The following is a 21,753-nucleotide window of genomic DNA, read 5'->3' as shown; positions in this document are numbered from 1 at the left end:
ATATGACGGACGTTGCCACACGCTTGACCGGTGCCGGACGTCAACCGCACGCACGCTTCTCATGTAAACCTGACGACCAGCTATGAGGTACCGAGTTTGTCCCGTCCTACCAGCCCCATCCCGCCCGGAAGACCCCCCTCGCGACGCGGGGCCCTAACGCCCACGCTGATTGTTGTTGCCATCGCAGTGGTGGGCTTCATCTTCTTCGCCAACGTATGGACTGACGTCCTCTGGTACCGGCAGCTCGGCTACTTCGAAGTGTTTGTGACAGAAAACCTCTCGCGGATCGGGATCTTCCTCGCCGGCTTCGCGCTTATGTTCCTGGCCGTCTTTTTTGCCATCCGGGTTGCCTACCACGCACGGCCCGTGTACGCGCCGGACTCCGAGATGCGCGACAACCTGAATCGCTACCAGGCCCAGCTTGAACCGGTCCGCCGCGTCGTTATGGTGGGCCTGCCCATCCTGTTCGGACTGTTCGCGGGCAGCGCCGCGGCCAGCCAATGGCAGAAAGTGCTGTTGTTCTTCAACCAGGAACCGTTCGGCCAGAGCGATCCTGAGTTCGGCCTGGACATCAGCTTCTACCTCATGACCCTTCCGTTCCTGGGATTCGTCACAGGCTTCCTGATCAGCGTGGTTGTGGTGGCCGGCATCGCCGGAATCCTCACGCACTACCTCTACGGCAGCATCCGGCTGATGGAACGCGGCGTGTTCACCAGCCGCGCGGCACAGATCCACCTCGCGGTAACCGGCGCAGCCTTCCTGATCCTGCTCGGCGCAAACTTCTGGCTGGACCGCTACGCCGCCCTGCAGGGTAACGGCGGGCGCTGGGCCGGTGCACTGTATACGGACGTGAACGCCGTGATCCCCACCAAGGCGATCCTCGCCGTGGCGGCAGGCTTGGTGGCCATCCTCTTCATCGTTGCGGCGGTCATCGGCCGCTGGCGCCTGCCGGTCATCGGCACGGCCATGCTGATCATCACCTCGATCCTGGCCGGCGGCGTGTACCCGTGGGTTATCCAGCAGTTCCAGGTGCGGCCTTCCGAGCAGACGTTGGAGAAGGACTATATCCAGCGCAACATCGAAATGACTCGGGCGGCATACGGCCTGGACCAGATTCAGGTGGACCGCTATGACGCGACGAACACTGCCAGCACCGGGGCGCTGGCCCCGGACGCCCAGACCACGGCCAACATCCGGCTCCTGGACCCCAACCTGATCTCCGATGCGTTCTCCCAGCTGGAGCAGTACCGCCCGTACTACCAGTTCCCGGAGGCACTGAACGTCGACCGCTACGAGGTTGACGGCAAGATCCAGGACACGGTCATCGCCGTGCGCGAGCTGAACCCGGCGAACGTTGCCACCAACCAGCAGGGCTGGCTCAACCAGCACGTCGTCTACACCCACGGCTACGGCGTGGTGGCGGCCAAGGGCAACAAGTTCACCGTCGACGGCAAGCCGGAGTTCCTCCAGTCGGGTATCCCGTCCACCGGTGTACTTGGCGATGACTCCACCTACGAGCCGCGGATCTACTTCGGCGAAGACTCCCCGGAGTACTCCATTGTCGGGGCGCCTGCGGGATCACCGCACCGCGAACAGGACAGGCCTTCCGGCAAGGAAGGGGACGGGGAAACCCAGTACACCTTCACCGGCAACGGCGGGCCCAACGTGGGCAGCTTCTTCAACAAGGTCCTGTACTCCATCAAGTTCCAGTCCTCGGACCTCCTCCTCTCCGACGGAGTTAACGCAGAATCCCAGATCCTGTACGACCGCAGTCCGCGTGACCGCGTGGAGAAGGTTGCCCCGTACCTCACCGTTGACGGCAACTCCTATCCGGCCGTTGTTGACGGCCGCGTCAAGTGGATCGTGGACGGGTACACTACCAGCCAGTACTACCCGTACTCGCAGCAGGAGCAGCTCTCGGCTGCCACCGCGGACTCCCAGACCACTTCAGGCCGGACGGTTGCCCTGCCGAACAGCTCGGTGAACTACATCAGGAACTCGGTCAAGGCCACGGTCGACGCCTATGACGGCTCGGTGACCCTCTATGCATGGGACGATCAGGATCCCGTCCTGAAGGCCTGGCAGAAAGTTTTCCCCGCGTCCGTGAAGCCGTACTCGGAGATGTCCGGCGATGTCATGAGCCACGTCCGTTACCCGGAAGACCTGTTCAAGGTGCAGCGGGAGCTCCTGGGCCGCTACCACGTCACGGAACCAGTGAGCTTCTACAAGAGTGACGAAGTATGGAGCGTGCCGAACGATCCCACCGTGGATACGGAAGTCAAGCAGCCGCCGTTCTATATGTCACTGCAGATGCCTGACCAGGAAAAGCCGGCCTTCCAGCTCACCTCATCCTTCATCCCGCAGATCGTTAACGGCACTGCCCGGAACGTCCTCTATGGCTTCCTGGCCGCCGACTCTGACGCCGGAAACGAGAAGGGCGTCAAAGCTGAAAGCTACGGCAAGCTGAGGCTGCTGCAGATTCCGCCGGAAACACAGGTTCCCGGGCCAGGCCAGGCCCAGAACAAGTTCAACTCCGATCCTACGGTGTCCCAGGCCTTGAACCTTCTGCGGCAGGGTGCCTCCGAAGTGCTCAACGGCAACCTGCTGACACTGCCTGTGGGCGGCGGCATCCTGTATGTCCAGCCGGTTTACCTCAAGTCGACCGGTGAGACGTCCTACCCCACCCTGCAGCGTGTGCTGGTGGCCTTCGGCGACAAGGTCGGCTTTGCGCCGACCCTCGACGGAGCCCTGAAGCAACTCTTCGGCGGCGACTCCGGCGCTGCCGCGGGCGACTCCGGCAACACCGGCCAGACCCCGCCTGTTCCTGGCACAACACCGCCGGTGAGTGCAGGTGCCCAGGCTGACCTGAAGGCCGCGCTGGATGAGGCCAACGCCGCCATCAAGGCGGGCCAGGCAGCCCTGGCGGCTGGCGACTTTGCAGCCTACGGGGAAGAGCAGAAGAAGCTCGCGGCGGCCCTGCAGAAGGCTATTGACGCCGAGGGCAAGATCCCGGCGCCGGCCCCTGAGGCGACGCCATCGCCCGAGGCGACACCGTCGCCGGAAGCCACGCCGACGGCGACGCCCTCGCCGGCGGCCAGCAACTAAGGCGTTTGACCCAGCGAGACGCACATCACGCCACCAGGATTTGGCCTCCCGTTCACCGGACGGTAGAGTTGATCTTGCGACGCGGGGTGGAGCAGTTCGGTAGCTCGCTGGGCTCATAACCCAGAGGTCACAGGTTCAAATCCTGTCCCCGCAACTGGCGAAAAAGTCCGGATTCTGGAAACAGAATCCGGACTTTTTGGTTTAAGCGGACCCGTCCCAGGCACCCAACCTCGGCGTCGTGGGGACCCTCAATCACGATTGGTTTTTACCTACTCCAAAGTACGGTAGTCTTGATCTTGCGACGCGGGGTGGAGCAGTTCGGTAGCTCGCTGGGCTCATAACCCAGAGGTCACAGGTTCAAATCCTGTCCCCGCAACCATGTAGAAGACCCCGACCGGCATTACGCCGGTCGGGGTCTTCTTTTGCCCGATTACTCCTGGTTCCTAGTATTCTCGTTCGCAAAGCCCTTTGAGCACCTGGTCAGTCATTCTCGAGAGGAATGTTGTTCGATGTCCACACCCACGAAGAAGCCCGGCTCCTCGACGGGCAAGAGATCCAGACTCTACTGGGGTGTTCCTGCCGCTCTCGTAGTGCTGGTGCTCGTGGTGCTGCTGGCCAAGTGGATGACCGGCCTTCCGGCGGTGGCCTCGTTCCTGGCTGATTATCCGGGCCATTCGGAACTTCCTGAGGGTGCGCCCGTCGGATTCCCGGCGTGGCTGGCCTGGCAGCACTTCCTGAACGGCTTCTTCCTGCTGCTCATCATCCGGACCGGCTGGCAGGTGCGGACCACCACGCGGCCCAGCGGCCACTGGACCCGCAACAACAAAGGGCTGATCAAGACCAGGAACGCGCCCACCAAGATCACGTTGGAGCTTTGGCTGCATCTGACGCTGGATGCGCTGTGGGTCCTCAACGGCCTGGTGTTCGCCATTCTGCTGTTCGCCACCGGCCAATGGATGCGGATCGTGCCCACCAGCTGGGACGTTATCCCCAATGCCCTCTCCGCAGCGCTTCAGTACGCCTCGTTGAACTGGCCCACCGACAACGGCTGGGTCAACTACAACGCGCTGCAGCTGCTGACGTATTTCGCCACGGTCTTCATCGCCGCACCGCTTGCCTTCATCTCCGGTATCCGGACGTCCTCCGCCTGGCCCAAGAAGGCCACCGCCCTCAATAAGGCCTACCCCATTGAGCTGGCGCGGGCCATCCACTTCCCGGTCATGATCTATTTCGTGGCGTTCATCGTGGTGCATGTCTTCCTGGTGCTTGCCACCGGTGCACTGCGGAACCTGAACCACATGTACGGCGGCAGCGACGACGCCGGCTGGGTCGGCTTCTGGGTCTTCGTCGCCTCGGTGGCAGCCATGGTGGCAGCCTGGTTCCTGGCCCGTCCCCTCTTCCTTCGCCCCATCGCCTCCCTGATGGGCAAAGTCAGCCGCTGATTTCCGGGCCGGTGACGTTGTCCGGGCCTTGCCGGTCCTCCCGAAGCTTCTGGTAGGTGGCCAGCGCACGCTCCCTGGACTCCGGGAGTCCCACCACGGGCGCGGGGTAGCCCTGGACATCGGGCTGCCTCCACGGTTCGTGGATGGCCTTGCGGTCCATGTGGGCGAGTTCCGGAATGAACTCGCGAAGGTACCGGCCGTCGGCGTCGAACTTCTTGCTCTGCGTGACGGGATTAAAGATCCGGAAGTACGGGGACGCGTCGGCGCCCGAGCCTGCAACCCATTGCCAGTTGGCGGGGTTGCTGGCTGCATCGGCATCCACCAGGGTGTCCCAGAACCACGCCTCGCCCAGACGCCAGTCGGCTAGGAGATTCTTGACGAGGAATGACGCCGCCGCCATCCGGACGCGGTTATGCATCCAACCGGTCTGCCACAGCTGCCGCATCCCCGCATCCACCAGCGGATAGCCGGTCCGGCCCTGTTCCCACGCCGCCAGTTCCGCCGCGGTGGGCTGCTGCCATTCGAAGCGGTCGAAGTCGGGCCGGTAGTTTCGCGTAGCCAGCTGGGGATTGGCGTAAAGCAGTTGCCAGCAGAACTCCCGCCAGCCCAGCTCGGACCGGAAGATCCCGACGTCGGGCGTCGCCTCGCGGGGGAAGCGGCGGCGGAGCTCGTGCCAGACCCGGAACGGGCTGATTTCACCAAAACGGAGGTGCGGAGAGAGTCTGGAAGTGCCTTCCACACCGGGAATGTCCCGCCCAGTGCCGTAGTCCTGTGCGGGCCCGTCCAGGAAGTCCTCAAGCCTGCTGTGTGCTCCGGCCTCCCCGGGTTCCCAGGTCTCAGCGAGTCCGCCGCTCCAGTCCGGGGACGCGGGCAGCAGCGACCACCCTGTCAGCGCGTCGCTGCCCGCCTTGTTCTTCGACCAGGCAACGGCGGGGGAGGGCAGGCCGGCTGGCGCATCCAGTGGCTCGCGGGGCTCGCCGGACGCCGTGCAGGCCCGCCAGTAGGGCGTGAACACCTTGTAGGGGCCGCCGCTGCCGGTGGTGATGGTCCACGGCTCGAAAAGCAGGTTGGCCTGGAAGCTGGCGGCTTCGATGCCGTTCTCCGCCGCCCAGGCTTTGATGTCCGCGTCCAGGGACCGCTCGGGACCGCCGTAGCGGCGGTTCCACAGCACGTGCTGCGCGCCGGTTTCGGCAGCAAGGTCCCGGATCACGTGGCTGGCAGGTCCACGCCTGAGGGTGAGTATGGAACCGGCTTCAGCAAGCGCCGCCGCCAGGGACGTCAGTGAATGGTGCAGCCACCAGCGGGCCGCGCCTCCCAGGGGACGGATTCCGGGGGATTCCTCGTCGAGAATGTAGACCACCGTAAGCGGCAGGCCGAGTTCGACGGCGTGGGACAGGGCCGGGTTATCGTCCAGGCGAAGGTCATCTCGGAGCCAGACGATGGAGGATGCGACGGGGGAGACCATGGCCTCCACGCTACACATCCGCGACAGCAGCCGCACGGCCGGTTGCGGGTTCTGTCCGGGCATGGCAAGGGCCGGGGTTCCTGATGAACCCCGGCCCCGGCTGGCCCGCTCAGCGGCGGACGTGGCTGGCTACAGCTTGTCGAAGTCGGCTTCGTCGACTGTGGACTCGGACCTCGCGCCGGAAGCGCCGATGGCCGGCTTGGCCCCGCCGGACTTCAGGGCTGCCAGGCGTGCTTCGATTTCCACCTGCTCGCCGAGGTCTTCCAGCTGGTTGAACTGGGCGTCCAGGCTCGACGCGGCAAGCTCCTGCTGGCCGCGGACCTTGGCCTCTTCGCGGCGGATTTTCTCTTCGAAGCGGCCAACTTCGCTGGTGGGATCCATGAAGTCGATGCTCTTAATGGCATCATGCACCTGGGACTGTGCCGCGGCCGTCTTGGAGCGCGCAACCAGCTCGTTGCGCTTGCTGGTGAGCTCGTTGAGCTTGCCCTTCATCTGGTCCAGGCCCGACTTGAGCTTGTCCACTACCTCGGTCTGCGAGGCGATGCTCGGCTCAGCACCCTTGGCTTCGCTTTCCGCGGACATCTGGCGCTGCAGCGCTACCTTCGCGAGGTTGTCGAACTTCTCGGCGTCTACGCTGTCGCCGGCGCTGCGGTATTCGTCAGCCTTGCGAGATGCGGCGAGGGCCTTGTTGCCCCAGTCCTGGGCATTCTTGATGTCCTCGCGGTAGTCATCCTGGAGCATACGCAGGTTGCCGATGGTCTGGGCCACTGCGGATTCGGCCTCCGCAATGTTGTTTGTGTAGTCCCGGACCATCTGGTCCAGCATCTTCTGCGGATCCTCAGCGTTGTCCAGCAAAGTGTTGATGTTTGCCTTTGCCAGCTGTGCGATCCGGCCGAAAATGGACTGCTTAACCATGGTGTTACCTTTCGTCCTGCTCAATGGTGGCCACTGAGATCAGTGAACAGTTGTTTACCGCTTCTTTTCGCCGGCAGGTTCGTTCCTGCCGACGCCTAGCCTTTGATGGGTCAGAAACTTCCCGAATCTCCGCCGCCGAAGTCCCCTCCGCCGGAGTCCCCGCCCCAGCCGCCGCCGTCGCTGTGGCCACCGCCCCAGCCGCCGCCGCTGCCGCCGTTGAGGATGGAGTTGATGAGGATACCGCCAAGGATGGCGCCCCCGAGGCCGCCACCGCCTCCGCCGCGACCGCCGAACATGCCCCCGCCGCCGAAGCCCTGGTTGGCGTAGCCACCAAAGTTGTCGACGTCGGCCTGGGCCAGCTGCGCTGCCTGTGCCGCGAGGGCGTGGGCCTGCTGGGCGTATGTGAGGGCGGTGACGGGATCGTTGCGGGAGATGGACAGCGCATAATCGAGGTTGCGCTGGGACTCTGCGAGCCGCGTGCGCGCCTCGGTGCCGACGCCGCCTCGGCGGGCCGTGATGTAGTCCGAGGTGGCGCTGATCTGCGCCTGCGCCGACATAATGGTCTGCTGCAGCGACGCCTGGGCGCGGCGGGCCTGGTCCTGCTGGTTCCGGATGCCGGTGAGGGACTGGTCCAGCGCCTGGTGCGCAGTTTCAACGCGCTGCAGGGTGGCGATGGGATCGATCTTCCCGCCCTGGATTTCGGCCTTGACCTGGCCCAGGGCGGCCTCAACGCCGGCGACCGGGCCGGCCAGTTCAGGGTGTTCTCCGGATTGGATCATGGCCTTCGCCTGGGCGAGGTCCTGGGAGGTTTCGACGACGGCCGCCTCCAGGCCGTTGCGGGCCTCGTCCAGGCTGGCGGACACCTTGGCGATGGCGTCCAGCAGAACGTTGGTCTGGTGCAGGCTCTCTTCAGACGCCCGCACGGCGACCGCGGCGAGGCTGCCTTCACCGGCCGTGAGCTTCTCCTGGGCAGTGGCAGTGGCATTCTGCACAAAGTCCAGGCGTTCCTTGGCCTGGGTAATGTTGTCAGCGACCTGAACCAATGCGCTGTCCGCGTACTTGGCTCGCAAAGCCGTCAGTGACTGTTCGGCGCTGGCGATTTTGGCATCGGCTTCATGGGCTCCGGCGCTGATGGCTGCCAGTGCCTGCGGGGCGTTCTTCTCGAGCTCGCGGAGCGAGTCGAAGTCGGCCTTCTGCTCCTGGAGCGAGCCGAGCGCTGCCTCTGAACGGCGGATGATCTCGCCGAGCCAGCTGCGTTGCTGTTCTTCCGTGTCCGGGATGTGGTCGTCAAGCTGCTGCTGGAGCTTGAAGGATTCGGACATGTGGGCTTTGGCTTCGGCCAGGGCCTTGGTGAAGTTTCCCACCGCGGCATCGCCGTACTGGGCCTCTGCGAAGCCGAGTTCCTGCTCGCTGGATTTGATGGCGTCGTCAGCCTCGATGATCAGCGAACCGCTCTTGCGGCGGAGTTCGTCGATGCTGAGCGAAGCCAGCGGATCGAGCTCGGCGCCCTGGGGGCCGTAGCTGGCGCTGGATGCCAAAGCAGCTTTCTTGCGCTTGTTGCGGAAGTAAAGGTACGCGCCGGCCCCACCGGCGACGGCTACTCCCGTGCCAACGAGCACAGCTGCGCCGGCGCCGTCTCCCGAGGGGACGTTGCCGCTGCCGCCGCCCGCGGCGTCGCCAATGGCTGCTGCTGTGTCAATAGCTGCTTGGGCGTAGTCCTTCTTGCCGCCCGCAAGATTGGCTGTGACGGCGTTCTGGCTGATGGTGGACTGCTTGGACCTGATGGTGCTCGCAGCGTCCGTCGCAAAGTAGAACTGTCCTGCAGTCGAGATGGCCAGCAGGACATCGGCCTTGCCCATGGACTTTTGTGTCGCAACCGCCTTGCCCCAGTCCTCCGGCTTCGTGGGGTTCTCGAAGGAGTCCACTGTGACCACATAAAGGTTGTACTTGTGGTCCTTCAGGAGCTTCTGGATGGCTTCCTGGACCTCGCCACTGCGTCCGCCGAGAACCTTGGCGTTATCCACAATGTTCGTTCCGGATGGAATGGTCACTGGCGGTTCAGCCCAGGCCGCGCCGGCAGGAACCGCGAGCAGCCCGGTCAGGCCGATCACGGCGAGGATACGTTTGAACTTTGACCGCATGTGCAACCCTTCAGCACGACTGACACCGATTCGGGACGAATAAGCGTCTCAGAATGCAGCAGCGCCCCCACGCGTGGTGTAAAGCCGCAGGTCGCTGTGGCATTTCCTTTTGATTCTATGGTGCACCTCTTGGTGCGTCCACAGCGGCGAATATGCCACCAGCGAAACCCCCGGAAGAGCCTGTTGGCAGCGGAATTCGGTCTCCCAGCAACCTCCCAGCCAACGTTCGCCCCAGTTCCAGCCAGACGGTACATAGTTAATGCAGACGAGGATGAAAGGAAGTCCAATGACTGAGAACCCAACCCAGGGTGCAGCGCCGGAGAACCGCAATCCGGATGAGAACCGGAATGCGGACGAGAACCCTTCGGAGGTCCGCAGTGACGCTGCCGGTCAGGCTAATCCGACCGAGCAGCTGGACCGATCCGGGGCACCCGAGAACCCCACTCAGCCGCTGCCGGGTGCGCCCCGTCCGGGTTATCCTCCCCGCGAGCCCTTCTATGGCCAGCAGGCTCCGGGCCAGCAGGCTCCCAGCCCCCAGTACGCCCAGCACGGAGCGCATTCGGCAGCGCCCGTCGCCGCTGCAGGTCAGCACAACCCGGGTCAGCACAACCCGGGTCAGTACGGTGCAGGTCAGTACGCTCCGGGCCAGTACAGCGCTGCCCCGAATCCTGCCGACGCACCGCGCCGCAAAGCCACGTTCGGCGTAGGCACCCTGGTGGCCAGCATCCTGGCCGCCGGCCTCGTGGGTGGCGGCGTAGCCACAGTCGGTTCGGGCAACCTCTTCAACAACGGCTCTCCGTCGGCCGCCAGCAGCAGCCAGCCTGAGACCGTGATTGTAAACAACAAGGACGATGTCAACGCCATCACGGCGGCCGCACTGAAGGCTTCCCCCAGCGTCGTGACTATCAGCGCTTCCAGCGGCAGCTCCGGCGGGACCGGCTCGGGCATCGTCCTGGACGACCAGGGCCACATCCTGACCAACACCCACGTGGTGACCCTGGATGGCCAGAGCGCCGACGCAGCTCTGGAGGTCCGCACCAGTGCGGGCAAGGTCCTCAAGGCCACACTGGTGGGCACTGACCCCCTTTCTGACCTTGCGGTGATCAAGGTGGACGAGGCTTCCGGGCTCACCCCTGGCACCCTCGGAGACTCCGGCAAGCTCAACGTCGGCGACACGGCCATCGCCATCGGCTCCCCGTTGGGCCTCACGGGCACAGTCACTGACGGCATCGTCTCAACGCTGAACAGGACCATCAGCGTGGCGTCATCGGCAGCACCCAAGGAAGGCGACACTTCCCAAGGCGGCGATCAGGGCTTCCAGTTCGCACCGCCAAACGGTGGCCAGGGCCAAAGCACCGCGAACCAGGGGTCCATCTCCATCAACGTGATCCAGACGGATGCCGCCATCAACCCCGGCAACTCCGGTGGTGCCCTGGTCAACAGCAAGGGCGAGATCATCGGCGTCAACGTGGCCATCGCGTCCGCCGGCTCCGATTCCTCGTCCACGGCCGGCAACATCGGCGTGGGCTTCAGCATCCCCATCAACCACGCCAAGCGGGTGGCGCAGGAGATCATCCAGACCGGCAAGGCATCCCACGGCCAGCTGGGTGTCAGCGTCCGGGACAAGTCATCCAGCGGGACGACGTCAGGGTTCTCCGTCGGCGCTGACGTGGCCACGGTGGAGGCAAACTCACCGGCAGCCAAGGCCGGCATCAAGGTGGGCGATGTGGTGACCAAGTTCAACGACCTAGTCATCAGCGAGCCCAACCAGCTGACCGCGGCCGTCCGCGAGCAGGCCGGCGGCTCCAAGGTCAAGCTCACGGTCCTGCGCAACGGCCAGGAACAGACGTTCGACGTCACGCTTGGCACCGCAGCGGATCAGTAGGGACTGATCGGCAGAACGCACGGCAACCCATAAACGCGGACGACGGCGGGGCTCACCAAAAGTGATCGCCGCCGTCGTCCGCTGTTCCCGCCGTCCTGTGCGGCCGCCGTCGTACGGTGATCCCCGGCGCGCCTGGGCAGGGCCGTGACACAGGCGTTAACGGGACGGCAACGGGGGCCGGCTATATGGTTAGCTAGGATCTACCCGTACCCCGGGCGTTCCGAGGCCATGACCCCATCCGGCTGGCTGTCCACAAGCATGGAAGGCTGCTGTAAATACAGTGGAAGAGACATTGAAGATCATCGTCCTGGTCAAGCATGTACCGGACGCACAGTTCGACCGACACCTCACCGGCGAGGGCTACACCACGGACCGTGACGAAAGCATCCTTTCCGAGCTGGACGAATACGCGCTGGAGGCCGCTTTGCAGCTGGCTGAGGCCCGCGGTGGCGCCAAGGCCGGCAACCAGGTCATTGCGCTGAGCATGGGCGCATCCGGTGCCGTGAACGCGGTGAAGAAGTCACTCCAGATGGGCGCCACCGAAGGTGTCCACCTCACGGACAGTGCACTGGCCGGCTCAGACGCCGCCGCCACTTCGCTCGCGCTCGCGGCCGCCATCCGCCATATTGGTACCGGCGCCCCGGTGGACCTTGTCCTCACCGGCATGGCGTCCACCGACGGCGAGACGTCCTTGGTCCCGGCCCAGCTCGCCGAGCGCCTGGGTCTGCCGCAGGTCACCTTCGCGTCCTCGCTGACGGTCGACGGCGGCCGGCTCACCGCGCGCCGCGACGCCGACACCTACTCGGAGACCGTCGAAGCTGCGCTGCCCGCAGTGGTCTCCGTGACGGACCAGATCAACGAGCCGCGCTACCCCAACTTCAAGGGCATCATCGCGGCCAAGCGCAAGAGCATCACCACTCTGTCGCTGGCCGACATCGGAGTCGATCCCGCGCACGTGGGCCACGCCGGATCGTGGACCACGGTGACCGCTGCCGAGGAACGCCCGCCGCGCACGGCCGGAACCATCATCACCGACGAAGGCGACGCCGGCATCAAGCTCGTCGACTTCCTGGCCGCCCAGAAGCTGCTCTAAGAGGGATCACAGACATGGCAAACGTACTCGTATTCATTGACAACCCCGGCGATGCCCTGAAGAAGAGCACCCTCGAACTGCTCACCCTGGGACGTTCCCTGGGAGAGACCGCTGTTGCCCTGAACGGCGATCTGCATCAGGATGTTTCGGCCACGCTCGCCGAATACGGCGTCACCGCCGTTTTCCGGCCCTCCGCCCAGGACCTGGATGACTACCTTGTCTCGGCGAAGGCAGCCTATCTCGCGGCGGCCGCCGGTGCCGCCAGTGCCGGCACGGTCCTCCTGGACAACTCGCCCGAAGGCAAAGAGATCGCGGCGCGGCTCGGCATCCGGCTCAACGCCGGCGTCATCACCGACGTTGTGGCGGTCGACGCCGACGGTACAGCCCACAAGTCGGTCCTCGCCGGATCCTACACCACCTCTGCCAGGGCCACCACGGCGGTTTCCGTGCTGACGGTGAAGGCCAACAATGTCACGCCCGAGCCGGCATCCGTGGCTTCCGCCCCGGAGACGTCCGTAGTCGACGTGCCGGCGGACGGCACGGCCACGGCAGCCCGCATCACCGCGCGCGAGCAGAAGGCGGCCAGTGGACGCCCGGATCTGTCGGACGCCCGCATCGTGGTGGCCGGCGGACGCGGAGTGGACGGCGACTTCGGCCCGGTGGAGCAGCTTGCCGACGCCCTCGGAGCTGCCGTCGGCGCCTCCCGTGCGGCCACGGACGCCGGCTGGATCAGCCACGACGCCCAGGTAGGCCAGACCGGCAAAACCGTGTCGCCCCAGCTCTACATCTCCGCGGGCATTTCCGGTGCCATCCAGCAGAAAGCCGGGATGCAGACCGCCAAGGTCATCGTGGCCATCAACAAGGACGCCGAGTCACCGATCTTCGAAATCGCCGACTTTGGCATCATCGGGGACCTCTTTGACGTCCTTCCGCAGGCCACCGAAGAAATCAAGAAGCGAAAAGGCTGACCCTTGGCCCACTCCGCTGCCTCAGCACAGAGCCCGTTCAACCCGGATATCCACCGGGTTGGGCGGGTGCTCTGTTTCGCCGCCCACCCGGACGACATCGACTTCGGTGCGGCCGGCACCATCGCCGCCTGGACAGCCGCCGGTACCCAGGTCAGCTACTGCATCATGACCGACGGCGACGCGGGCGGCTTCGACCCGGCGCACCGGGCGGAGATCATCTCCCTCCGGGCGGCCGAGCAGCGCCGGGCTGCCGAACTCGTGGGTGTGACCGACATCCGCTACCTCCATGAGCGCGACGGCTACCTGGAGCCGACGCACGAGGTGATGAAAGGTGTGGTGAAGCTGATCCGGGAGATCCGTCCCGACGTCGTGCTTGCCATGCATCCGGAACGGAACTGGAGCCGCCTGCAGAAGAGCCACCCGGACCACCTTGCCGTGGGGGAGGCGGTGACCCGGGCCGTCTATCCTGCTGTGGAAAACCCGTTCGCCTATCCGGAGCTGGCTGAGGCAGGCCTGGAGGCGTACAAGCTGCCGTGGCTGTGGCTCTACGCCGGGCCCGAAGAGCGGGAGAACCACTTTGTGGATGTCACCGACCATGTGGACGCCAAGCTCGACGCGATCCACGTGCACGTGAGCCAGCATCCCGACGTAGCGGCCATGGAATCAGCGGTGCGGAACGGCATGCACATGAACGCACGGCGTGGGGGCTTTGCCGAGGGCCGCAGCGCCGAAACGTTCCACGTGGTCGCCGTCAACGGCCCGGGGACGATCGCCGGCTTCTAGAGCTGCCGCCGCGGACTTCCCCCGTGAGTTTTTGTCCAGATAACGCGCCCTAAACGGCGGTTGGGCCACATTATCTGGACAAAAACTCGGCGGTGCGGGACAGGAACTAGGGAGCTTAGGCGCCCAGAGGTGCGGCAGCCACGGTGGGGAACGTCGGGGTGGCCGAACCGCCCACCGGCTCCACGGTGATGCCGAGCGCTGCAGCGGACGCAATGCCCTTCACCACGGCAGGCTTCGACAGGGCAGCTTCATCCATCAGGCCCTGGGAAACCGGTGCCGAGCCGTCCTTCGGGATCAGCCACATCTGGTAGACCTTGCCGGCGGGCGGCGCGGGTACACCGTTCATCTTGACCACCACGGCATCCTTGGATGACGAAATCAGCACGGTGGCGGTGCCGCCGGCGGAGACGGGTACGGATGCTTCGCGGACGTCGCCGGCCCGGACCACCTGGTTCAGGGGGTCGTTCTGGTCTGTGATGTACGCACCCACGCCCACGCCACCAAGGGCGATCACGGCGGCGGCTGCCACTGCGGTGAGCCAGCGGCGGGCGCCGGCAGGCCGGCGTCGTTCTTCCCTGCGGACCCTGGCGGCGGCGAGCTCATCCAGTGCTTCCGCAGGCGGCTGTGCGGCCGGCGTGGCAGCGGTGACGGCCGGGGCAGCAGTGACTTCGGCGGGCCCATCGGCAGGCAGCTGCGCGAGGGACGGCAACTGGGACACGATGCGTGCGAAAAGATCCGCGGGAGGTTCCGCCTCAGCCGTAAAGGACGCCGCGAGGGTCTCCCTGGCCTGGCGGACACGCTCTAAGAAGGCGGTGCGTTCGGCGTCGGGCGCGGCGGAGACATAGCGGTCAATGGCGGCGCGTTCGGAATCGCTGATCGCGTCCAGGGCATAGAGCTCCGCGAGGTCCACGGCCCGCCCGGAATCCAGGTCGGCGGCGATCTCAGTTCCGAACGAGCCGGGACGGCGGGTGCCTCCCTGACTATTCATTTCTGTCATCTCAACTCACCCCCAGACAGGTCTTCAAGCGGATCAGTCCGTCGCGGATGCGGGACTTGATGGTGGGTACTGCTGCGTTTAGCTTTTCCGCGACTTCGCGGTAAGTGAGGCCGCCGTAGTAGGCCAGCCGTACCGATTCCTGTTGCGTTTCGGTCAGCGTTTCCAGGCACCGGACCACCGCCTCGGCCTCGAGCCTGCTGTCCACCTCGGCGGAGACGGAGTCGTGGTCCACGTCCTGGCTGCTGGCGCCGTACTTGGCCTCACGGTCGGTGGCCGACTGCGAGGAACGGACCTTGTCCACGGCCCGACGGTGCGAAATGGTCATCAGCCACGAGAGCGGACTGCCTGCTTCCGGGTTGAACTTCGCCGCGTTCTGCCATACCTGGAGGAAAACCTCCTGCGTGGTGTCTTCGCTGAGTTCGGGATCGATCAGCACGCGCCGCGCCATGCCGAACACCCTGCGCGATGTCAATTTGTAGAACTCGGCAAACGCGGCCTGGTCGCCGCCGGCTACGCGGGCGAGCAGCCCGGCCAAGCGCTTGCTGAGATCCGCCGGTAAGTCTGTGACTGCGGCCGGGGCCTCGGAGTTTGGCGCGTTGGGAGTTTCCATCACTACCCAGCATAAGTCGCCCGGCGGTGAAACCTGAGCATCGCGGCCGGTGCTGCCCCTGGGAAAGGGGAAAACCGGCGGCGCCGACCGCCTCGTCTCAAGCAGTGTCACCTGCCGCTCCTTCCTCGCCCCGGAATTGCTGTCAGGAGTGATTCGGTGCGGGCAGCCCTGCGGATGGGCCGCGGGCGCTCAAATCTGGGCGCCGGAAAATCCCTGCTGGCGCCAGGCCTCGTAGACAGCAATCGACGCCGCGTTGGCCAGGTTCAGCGAACGCAGGGACGGCAGCATGGGAAGCCGCACGGTGGCCGTGACATGCGGATCGCGCTTGAGGTGTTCAGGAAGGCCTACTGATTCCTGGCCGAACATCAGCACATCGCCGGGGCGGTAGGCGATGTCCGTGTAGCTGGCGGTGCCGTCGGAGGTGAAGGCGTACACACGCTCCGGCTGCAGTTCGCGCCAGGCATCCTCGATGCTTTTGTGGACGGTGACGACGGCGAGGTCGTGGTAGTCCAGGCCAGCGCGCCGGAGCTTGGCGTCGGAGAAATCAAAGCCGAGGGGCTCCACCAGGTGCAGTTGGGCGCCGGTTATGGCTGCCAGCCTGATCGCATTGCCGGTGTTGCCGGGGATTTCGGGGGCGTGGAAGAGGATTCGGAACACCGTCCAATCCTAGTCAACCAATCCGGGTCAACAGTTCAGTGCATGCCGCGAAGCAGCCTGGCCAGCACGGACACATTGACGGTGTTGGGCGTGGGGCCGGAGGAGAGGAAGTTCTTGAGGCCGCGGACCAGGCCTGCCGCGTTCACCACCTGGATGGTTTCGGACGTGCCGGCTGTTCGCCGGTGGCGGTCTATGACGGGTTCGTGGAGGTTGCCGTCGGCGCTGTGGATGACTGTCCAGCCGGTGACGTTCAGTTCCGGGAAGATGTCCTGCATGGCGCGGACAACGTGGGCCAGTTGCGGTGGCGCGATGGAACGTCCGCCGTGCCTCAGGGTTTGCCCGTCCCAGGCATAGGCGCCCTTTGGCAGCAGCATGGACCCGATCAGCGCCAGCCGGTAGCCGGACAGGAGTGCGTGGTCGATGTGGCTGTTATCGGCGGGGGACTGCAGGCCGTTAACCAGCCGGGCCGCAGGAATCGCGGGCAGAACCTGGCGGGTGATGAGCTGCACGGTGCGGAGTTCGCGCTGGATCCGGGCCTCGGCGCCAAAAATACCCCGTTTGCGCGGCATCCCGTGGACCTGCTGGCTGGCCTGGGCGAACGGGATGAGCGGCACCGTGCCGGACGCCTCGAAGGCCGCAGCATCGTAGGGCGGGACGTACAGGGGCGGGTCGCCCGCGGTGTTCCGGGGCGTGGTGGTCCTGTGCACGGTGGCCGAGGCATGGCTGCCCGCCGCCGGCGCATCAAAGTGCGGCCCTGCGGCGGAATCGTCGGTGTTGCGCGACGTTCCTGCGGCATACGAGCGGTCGTAGGCCTTCCGGCGCGTCGGGTCTATCAGGGTTTCGTATGCTGCCGTCACCTGCCGGAAGGCAGCGGCGTCCCCGCCATGGTCAGGATGGGCCTTTCGCGCGGCCCGGCGGTAGGCCACCTTGATCTCCTTTTCGGTGGCTGTCACGGCGACACGGAGCACCTCGTAGTAGGAGCTGCTGCTCTCGGTCAAGCACTCATCCTTTTTCTTCGTCTGGCCAGTCCACGGCAGGCAGCCCGGTGGGCCCCAGTTTACGGCCTGCCCACACAACGTCTGCGCAGGCCTCAGTGGTTCCCGCGGCCCGGCGTCTAGACTCTTTGAGGATGACGGCAAGCGGGCCGTCCGGGCGAACATATTGGGGTGGACGTGAAGGCGCAGGCGGCTGTACTCGTGGCGGGGGCGCTGCTTGGCGTGACAGCACTGGGAGGCTGCAGTGTTGACGTTCCCGATCCGGCCGCCCCGAAAGTGGAGCCAACAGTCACGGCCCTGGCCACCCCGACCATCACCCCTGGCCATGACGCAGGAGCGGTGGCCGCAAAGGACATGCCGTTCTCCGCTGGCGGTTCCCTGGCCGCCGGGGTCCCCGTGGGGATCTCGGACGGACTCAAGGATGCACCCGGCTGGCAGCAGGTCAGGCAGAACGTGGCCGGCGAGAGCCAGTACCTGAAGGCCGATGGCTGCCTGGTGGCGGCCAAGGTCCGCACCAACCAGGCCCCGCTGGCGCTTCAGGACGACAAGGAGTCGACTGTTGGCCTCTTCACGTACCTGGACCCGACCATCCTGCCCGGCTATCTGAAGACAGCGACGCTGCGGTGGGGCGGTGAGGTTGGCAAGCCGGGGCCATCGGCTGAGGTGCTGGCGCTGGAGAAGCCCGGACAGTCGGGCTTCAGGTCCACGGTGGTTATGGCGCGGGTGTTCGGCACCGCCGCATCGTCGGTCTACATTTCCGTGGCCTGCCCGGACGACGCCACACTGCCAGCCGCCCGGGCCGACGTCGCAGAACGCCTCCTGGTGGTTCCGCCGTCGAACTAGCCGCGCCGGTTACTTACCATGCCTGCGCCAGGACCCGCCGGGGGAAAGGCGGTTCAGGGCCAGCGCGCCCACGAGCAGGCCGAAGTCCCGTAAGGCAACGTCGTAGAAGCTGCCCAGGACCAGCAGGTTGATGATGATGCCCAGCAGCCAGACGGCGACCAGCAGGGAACCGAACCGGGGACGGACGGCCACCGCAATGCCGGCGACGATCTCCACGACGCCGACGATGTACATAAAGGTCTGCGCCGACACCGGCACCACGGAGGTGGCGACCGGTGCGAGGTAGATGGTCCAGTCCGTCAGAATGTTGGTGAACTTGTCCAACCCTAAGAGAATCGGTGCGACGGTGAACACGGTGCGCAGCAGGAAGAAGGCCTGCCTGCCTGGTGCCATAGCCTGAAGCCGACCGCCTGCGTTGATTTTCGCGTTCGTTGTCATGGTGGACTCCTTCTAAAAGTAGGTATTGTTATTTTAGAAAGATCGGCACCATTAAGCAATGTATGTTGTTTTTAGAGAGAGGGCACAGGGTGCGCAGACTCCCGTGGGGCCGCCGCATGGCGGCCGTCGCGTCATTGGGCGACGAGAAGCGACGGCAGCTCTTTGAGCTGATCGCCGCCTCGGACGCCCCGGTCGGGCGCGATGACGCCGCGTTGGCCCTCGGGCTGCCAAGGAGCACGGCATCCTTCCACCTCGACAGGCTGGTCCAGGACGGACTCCTGGCGGTGGAATTCCACAAGGCTGCCGGGAAGTCGGGTCCCGGCTCCGGGCGGCCGGCGAAAATGTACCGACAGGCAACGAGCGAGGTCGGCGCATCCGTGCCTGACCGCAACTATGATCTTGCTGCTGAGCTGCTGGTCGCAGCGATCGAGCATTCCACAGCGACCGGCGGCGCGGTGGGCGATTCCCTGCTGGCCACGTCGTACGGTAAGGGCCAGGCGCTGGCCTCCGGCGCCGCAAGCCTTGCGGACTTCCTTGAGGGAGAAGGGTACGAGCCCCGGCCCGACGGCGCGGGGGGCTTCGTGCTGGCTAACTGTCCGTTCCATCGGCTCTCGGTCGGGCACCCGGACGTGGTCTGCGCCATGAACGGATCATTTCTGCAGGGCGTGGCAGCGGCGTGCGGGGAGCCGGAGGAGCGCGTGGCGCCGAACACTGAGCCGGGCCAGTGCTGTGCCAGGATCACGCCGCCCTGACGCCTGATGTGCCGGGGTCGCGGGTGTGACGCCCTGGACGCCGCTAGAATTGAGGCGTGCCCGTCTACCTCGATCATGCAGCCACCACGCCACTTTCTGTCGAGGCGCTGGCAGCCCTGACGCGGGAACTTGCCCGCACCGGCAATCCTTCGTCCCTGCACGGCTCGGGCCGGCGTGCCCGCCGCTCCGTGGAGGACGCCAGGGAAGCCATAGCGACGGCGGCCGGCGCCCATCCCTCCGAGGTCATCTTTACGTCCGGGGGCACTGAGTCGGACAACCTTGCTGTGAAGGGCCTGTACTGGGCCCGTTCCGGCGAAGACCCGGGACGGCGGCGCATCCTCTGCTCCGCCGTCGAGCATCATGCCGTGCTGGACACCGTGGAATGGCTGGAGCGGCACGAGGGTGCCATTGTCACGTGGCTTCCCGTGGACAGCGAGGGCGTGGTGGACCTGGACGTCCTCGCCGCCGAGTTGGCCCGGGACCCTGGGACCATTGCGCTCGTGACGGTCATGTGGGCCAACAATGAAGTGGGCACCATCCAGCCGGTGTACAGGATTGTGCAGCTGGCGCACGCCGCCGGCGTGCCGGTCCATTCGGATGCCGTGCAGGCCTTCGGCTCGCTTCCGGTTGATTTCAAGGCCTCCGGGCTGGACGCGATGTCCGTTTCCGGGCACAAGATCGGCGGACCGGTTGGAGTCGGCGCCCTCCTGCTGGGGCGGGCCGTCAAGCTGACCCCGGTGCAACACGGTGGCGGCCAGGAACGCGACGTGCGCTCCGGGACGCTGGACACGGCGTCCATCGCCGCCTTCGCTGCTGCCGCCGAGGCCGCCACCGCACAGCTTGCCGCCGAGTCCGCGAGGATCGCGGCCCTGCGGGACAGGCTCATCGACGGCGTCCTTCAGCGGGTGCCCGAAGCTGCACTCCGCGGCGCCCCGGGGGAGGGGAGGCTGCCCGGCAATGCGCATTTCACGTTCCCTGGCTGCGAAGGTGATTCGCTGCTGTTCCTGCTGGACCTGGTAGGGGTGGAATCCTCCACGGGATCCGCCTGTACGGCCGGTGTCCCGCGCCCGTCCCACGTGCTGCTGGCCATGGGGCTGGACGAGGAGACAGCCCGCGGCGCCCAGCGCTTCACGCTGGGACATGCCTCAACCGACGCGGACGTGGATGCCTTGCTGGCAGCCCTTCCCGGCGCGTACCAACGCGCCCGCCAGGCAGGGATGGCCGGGCATGAGTCCTCGATCCAGACTGCGGGAACGGTGGCGCGTCAGGCGTCCTCCGACAGGAGCTGATCGAGCCCAACGGCGTTGTCGGCCAGGCGCTCCGCCGAGACGGGCGTTCTGGCAGAGATGAGGGCCTTGACGGTCTTCTGCGCGCCGGGCTGTGGCTTTCGCGGCCAGTTGACGCTCATCCCGGCCACCACCCTGGAATCCTGCTGCCAGAACGCGATGAACTCCTTGCCCTCCAGTGACCCCCGGATCACGGGCTCAGCGCCCGCCGCCAGTGAAGGAAAGCCGGAGTACTCCATGCTGACGTCGTACTGATCGGTGTAGAAGTACGGGATGGTGCTCAGGACGGCGTCCTGGCCGAGCATGGCCCTGGCGGCCACCTTTCCGCCGTTCAGGGCGTTGGACCAGTGCTCGCTGCGGTGGTGCTGGCCGGTGAAGGGGTGCAGCGAGTTGGCGATGTCGCCGGCTGCAAAAATGCCGGGCGTGCTGGTCCGCAGGGAGGCGTCCGTGAGGATCCCGTTGTCCAGGGCGAGGCCGGCCGCCTGTGCGAGTCCCGTCCCGGGGACCACGCCGACGGCGATGACCACGATGTCGGCTGGGATCACTTCCCCGGAATCGGTGACCACCCCCGTGACAGCCCCAGCGGCCCCGGTGAGTTCCCGCGCTGAGGCGGGAAGCCAGAAGCTCACGCCGTTGGCTTCGTGGAGTCTGCGGAAGAACCGTCCGAGGTCAGGACCGATAGCCCCGGCCAGGGGGATCCCTTCCAGTCCGAGGAGCGTGACGTTGTTGCCGTACGTGGCGGCAGCGGCAGCCAGTTCCATGCCGATCCAGCCGGAGCCGATCATCACCAACTTCATGCCGCCCGCCGCCAAGCTGTTGCGCAGCCGCCGGCTGTCATCCAGGGTGCGGAAGGTGGATACGCCAGACAGGTCGCTTCCGGGCAGGCGCAGGGTGCGAGGCGCCGCCCCGGTGGCGAGCAGCAGGGAACCGTACGCCAGCGTGCTTCCGTCGTCCAGCTCCACCCTCCTGGCGTCCGGCCGGACGCCCATGACGCGGGCACCCAAGCGGAGGCTGACGTCGTTCTCCGCGTACCAGCCCGGCGGCACCACCGGGACAGCGTCCTCGGTGGCCTTGCCCAGCAGATACTCCTTGGACAGCGGCGGGCGCAGGTAGGGATGATGCCGCTCTGCGCCGATGATTGTCACCGGGCCGGCGAACCCTTCCGCCCGCAGGGTCTTGGCAGCGGTGGCCCCGGCCAGTCCGCCGCCGGCAATCACGATGTCCCCCGCGGTAGCAATGTCCTCAGCCATGTCCGCCCAATTCCCGCCGGTGCGTGCTCGAAGTCTAAAACCGTTAAGCCTGACTTTAGAAGGGAATGCGGGTGCGGTCAAGGGTCTTTTTGGGCAGGATTCGGCGTGGCGATAGAATGGTGCGGCAG

General features: G+C 65.8%; 18 protein-coding genes and 2 tRNA genes. 11 read left to right on the top strand and 9 right to left on the bottom strand.

Annotation, left to right across the window (positions count from 1 at the left end):
* Nucleotides 1-96: 96 nt before the first annotated feature.
* From NG701_RS10870 to NG701_RS10855, 4 genes are all read left to right on the top strand, one after another.
* The gene (locus NG701_RS10870) at nt 97-3,105 is read left to right on the top strand and encodes a UPF0182 family membrane protein (RefSeq protein ID WP_252567328.1); all 3,009 of its coding nucleotides are present in this window, start codon (nt 97-99) and stop codon (nt 3,103-3,105) included.
* A gap of 80 nt (nt 3,106-3,185) precedes the next feature.
* Nucleotides 3,186-3,259: transfer RNA gene (locus NG701_RS10865), tRNA-Met, on the top strand.
* Nucleotides 3,260-3,407: 148 nt separating this feature from the next.
* Nucleotides 3,408-3,484 (top strand) — tRNA-Met (locus NG701_RS10860).
* Nucleotides 3,485-3,614: 130 nt separating this feature from the next.
* Nucleotides 3,615-4,547, top strand: a complete 933-nt coding sequence (locus tag NG701_RS10855; RefSeq protein WP_252567326.1) for a cytochrome b/b6 domain-containing protein — start codon at nt 3,615-3,617, stop codon at nt 4,545-4,547.
* On the opposite strand, the gene NG701_RS10850 is transcribed toward NG701_RS10855, so the two are convergent.
* The 3 genes from NG701_RS10850 to NG701_RS10840 form a co-directional block, all read right to left on the bottom strand.
* Complete coding sequence (locus tag NG701_RS10850; RefSeq protein WP_252567324.1) at nt 4,537-6,012, bottom strand: cryptochrome/photolyase family protein; 1,476 nt, start codon at nt 6,010-6,012, stop codon at nt 4,537-4,539. The genes NG701_RS10855 and NG701_RS10850 overlap by 11 nt on opposite strands.
* A gap of 129 nt (nt 6,013-6,141) precedes the next feature.
* Nucleotides 6,142-6,927, bottom strand: a complete 786-nt coding sequence (locus NG701_RS10845) for a PspA/IM30 family protein (protein WP_248759829.1) — start codon at nt 6,925-6,927, stop codon at nt 6,142-6,144.
* A 110-nt stretch (nt 6,928-7,037) separates the two neighbouring features.
* Nucleotides 7,038-9,068, bottom strand: coding sequence for a TPM domain-containing protein (locus NG701_RS10840; RefSeq protein WP_252567322.1), 2,031 nt, complete (start codon nt 9,066-9,068; stop codon nt 7,038-7,040).
* Between the two features lie 286 nt (nt 9,069-9,354).
* On the opposite strand from NG701_RS10840, the gene NG701_RS10835 reads away from it, so the two are divergent.
* The 4 genes from NG701_RS10835 (at nt 9,355) to NG701_RS10820 (ending at nt 13,797) form a co-directional block, all read left to right on the top strand.
* The gene (locus tag NG701_RS10835; RefSeq protein ID WP_252567320.1) at nt 9,355-10,953 is read left to right on the top strand and encodes a trypsin-like peptidase domain-containing protein; all 1,599 of its coding nucleotides are present in this window, start codon (nt 9,355-9,357) and stop codon (nt 10,951-10,953) included.
* Nucleotides 10,954-11,245: 292 nt separating this feature from the next.
* Entirely contained in the window at nt 11,246-12,046 is an 801-nt protein-coding gene (locus NG701_RS10830) for an electron transfer flavoprotein subunit beta/FixA family protein (RefSeq protein WP_252567650.1), read from the top strand.
* A 14-nt stretch (nt 12,047-12,060) separates the two neighbouring features.
* Nucleotides 12,061-13,014 (top strand): electron transfer flavoprotein subunit alpha/FixB family protein, encoded by a 954-nt coding sequence (locus NG701_RS10825; protein WP_252567318.1) that lies wholly within the window; start codon nt 12,061-12,063, stop codon nt 13,012-13,014.
* Between the two features lie 3 nt (nt 13,015-13,017).
* Nucleotides 13,018-13,797: a PIG-L deacetylase family protein gene (locus NG701_RS10820; RefSeq protein WP_252567316.1), complete on the top strand. Its 780-nt coding sequence runs from the start codon at nt 13,018-13,020 to the stop codon at nt 13,795-13,797.
* Nucleotides 13,798-13,912: 115 nt separating this feature from the next.
* Here NG701_RS10820 and NG701_RS10815 read toward each other — a convergent pair whose 3' ends face one another.
* The 4 genes from NG701_RS10815 to NG701_RS10800 all read right to left on the bottom strand — a co-directional run bounded on the left by NG701_RS10815 (nt 13,913) and on the right by NG701_RS10800 (nt 17,059).
* On the bottom strand, nt 13,913-14,794 hold the full coding sequence (locus NG701_RS10815; protein ID WP_252567314.1) for an anti-sigma factor: 882 nt from the start codon (nt 14,792-14,794) through the stop codon (nt 13,913-13,915).
* A gap of 1 nt (nt 14,795) precedes the next feature.
* The gene (locus tag NG701_RS10810; RefSeq protein ID WP_252567312.1) at nt 14,796-15,404 is read right to left on the bottom strand and encodes a sigma-70 family RNA polymerase sigma factor; all 609 of its coding nucleotides are present in this window, start codon (nt 15,402-15,404) and stop codon (nt 14,796-14,798) included.
* A gap of 189 nt (nt 15,405-15,593) precedes the next feature.
* On the bottom strand, nt 15,594-16,061 hold the full coding sequence (locus NG701_RS10805) for a tRNA (cytidine(34)-2'-O)-methyltransferase (protein WP_252567310.1): 468 nt from the start codon (nt 16,059-16,061) through the stop codon (nt 15,594-15,596).
* A 35-nt stretch (nt 16,062-16,096) separates the two neighbouring features.
* Nucleotides 16,097-17,059, bottom strand: coding sequence for a J domain-containing protein (locus tag NG701_RS10800; RefSeq protein ID WP_252567308.1), 963 nt, complete (start codon nt 17,057-17,059; stop codon nt 16,097-16,099).
* A gap of 168 nt (nt 17,060-17,227) precedes the next feature.
* On the opposite strand from NG701_RS10800, the gene NG701_RS10795 reads away from it, so the two are divergent.
* On the top strand, nt 17,228-17,899 hold the full coding sequence (locus NG701_RS10795) for a hypothetical protein (protein ID WP_252567306.1): 672 nt from the start codon (nt 17,228-17,230) through the stop codon (nt 17,897-17,899).
* Nucleotides 17,900-17,908: 9 nt separating this feature from the next.
* Here the strand turns inward: NG701_RS10795 and NG701_RS10790 are convergent, their stop codons facing one another.
* Nucleotides 17,909-18,337 (bottom strand): hypothetical protein, encoded by a 429-nt coding sequence (locus NG701_RS10790; RefSeq protein ID WP_252567304.1) that lies wholly within the window; start codon nt 18,335-18,337, stop codon nt 17,909-17,911.
* Between the two features lie 89 nt (nt 18,338-18,426).
* On the opposite strand from NG701_RS10790, the gene NG701_RS10785 reads away from it, so the two are divergent.
* On the top strand, nt 18,427-19,089 hold the full coding sequence (locus NG701_RS10785) for a helix-turn-helix transcriptional regulator (RefSeq protein ID WP_252567303.1): 663 nt from the start codon (nt 18,427-18,429) through the stop codon (nt 19,087-19,089).
* 56 nt (nt 19,090-19,145) lie between these two features.
* On the top strand, nt 19,146-20,378 hold the full coding sequence (locus NG701_RS10780; protein WP_252567301.1) for a cysteine desulfurase family protein: 1,233 nt from the start codon (nt 19,146-19,148) through the stop codon (nt 20,376-20,378).
* Here the strand turns inward: NG701_RS10780 and NG701_RS10775 are convergent.
* Nucleotides 20,354-21,625: an NAD(P)/FAD-dependent oxidoreductase gene (locus tag NG701_RS10775; protein WP_252567299.1), complete on the bottom strand. Its 1,272-nt coding sequence runs from the start codon at nt 21,623-21,625 to the stop codon at nt 20,354-20,356. The genes NG701_RS10780 and NG701_RS10775 overlap by 25 nt on opposite strands.
* Nucleotides 21,626-21,753: the final 128 nt, after the last annotated feature.

The sequence above is a fragment of the Pseudarthrobacter cellobiosi genome, assembly GCF_023913815.1.
Lineage (GTDB): Bacteria > Actinomycetota > Actinomycetes > Actinomycetales > Micrococcaceae > Arthrobacter > Arthrobacter cellobiosi.
Note: the sequence above shows the minus strand (reverse complement) of the source record. Positions and strands in the feature narration are given on the sequence as shown.

Coding starts and splice junctions, on each gene's coding strand:
- NG701_RS10855 (WP_252567326.1), top strand. CDS start 3,615: ATGTCCACACCCACGAAGAAGCCCGGCTCCTCGACGGGCAAGAGATCC.
- NG701_RS10850 (WP_252567324.1), bottom strand. CDS start 6,012: ATGGTCTCCCCCGTCGCATCCTCCATCGTCTGGCTCCGAGATGACCTT.
- NG701_RS10845 (WP_248759829.1), bottom strand. CDS start 6,927: ATGGTTAAGCAGTCCATTTTCGGCCGGATCGCACAGCTGGCAAAGGCA.
- NG701_RS10840 (WP_252567322.1), bottom strand. CDS start 9,068: ATGCGGTCAAAGTTCAAACGTATCCTCGCCGTGATCGGCCTGACCGGG.
- NG701_RS10835 (WP_252567320.1), top strand. CDS start 9,355: ATGACTGAGAACCCAACCCAGGGTGCAGCGCCGGAGAACCGCAATCCG.
- NG701_RS10825 (WP_252567318.1), top strand. CDS start 12,061: ATGGCAAACGTACTCGTATTCATTGACAACCCCGGCGATGCCCTGAAG.
- NG701_RS10815 (WP_252567314.1), bottom strand. CDS start 14,794: ATGACAGAAATGAATAGTCAGGGAGGCACCCGCCGTCCCGGCTCGTTC.
- NG701_RS10810 (WP_252567312.1), bottom strand. CDS start 15,404: ATGGAAACTCCCAACGCGCCAAACTCCGAGGCCCCGGCCGCAGTCACA.
- NG701_RS10790 (WP_252567304.1), bottom strand. CDS start 18,337: ATGACAACGAACGCGAAAATCAACGCAGGCGGTCGGCTTCAGGCTATG.
- NG701_RS10775 (WP_252567299.1), bottom strand. CDS start 21,625: ATGGCTGAGGACATTGCTACCGCGGGGGACATCGTGATTGCCGGCGGC.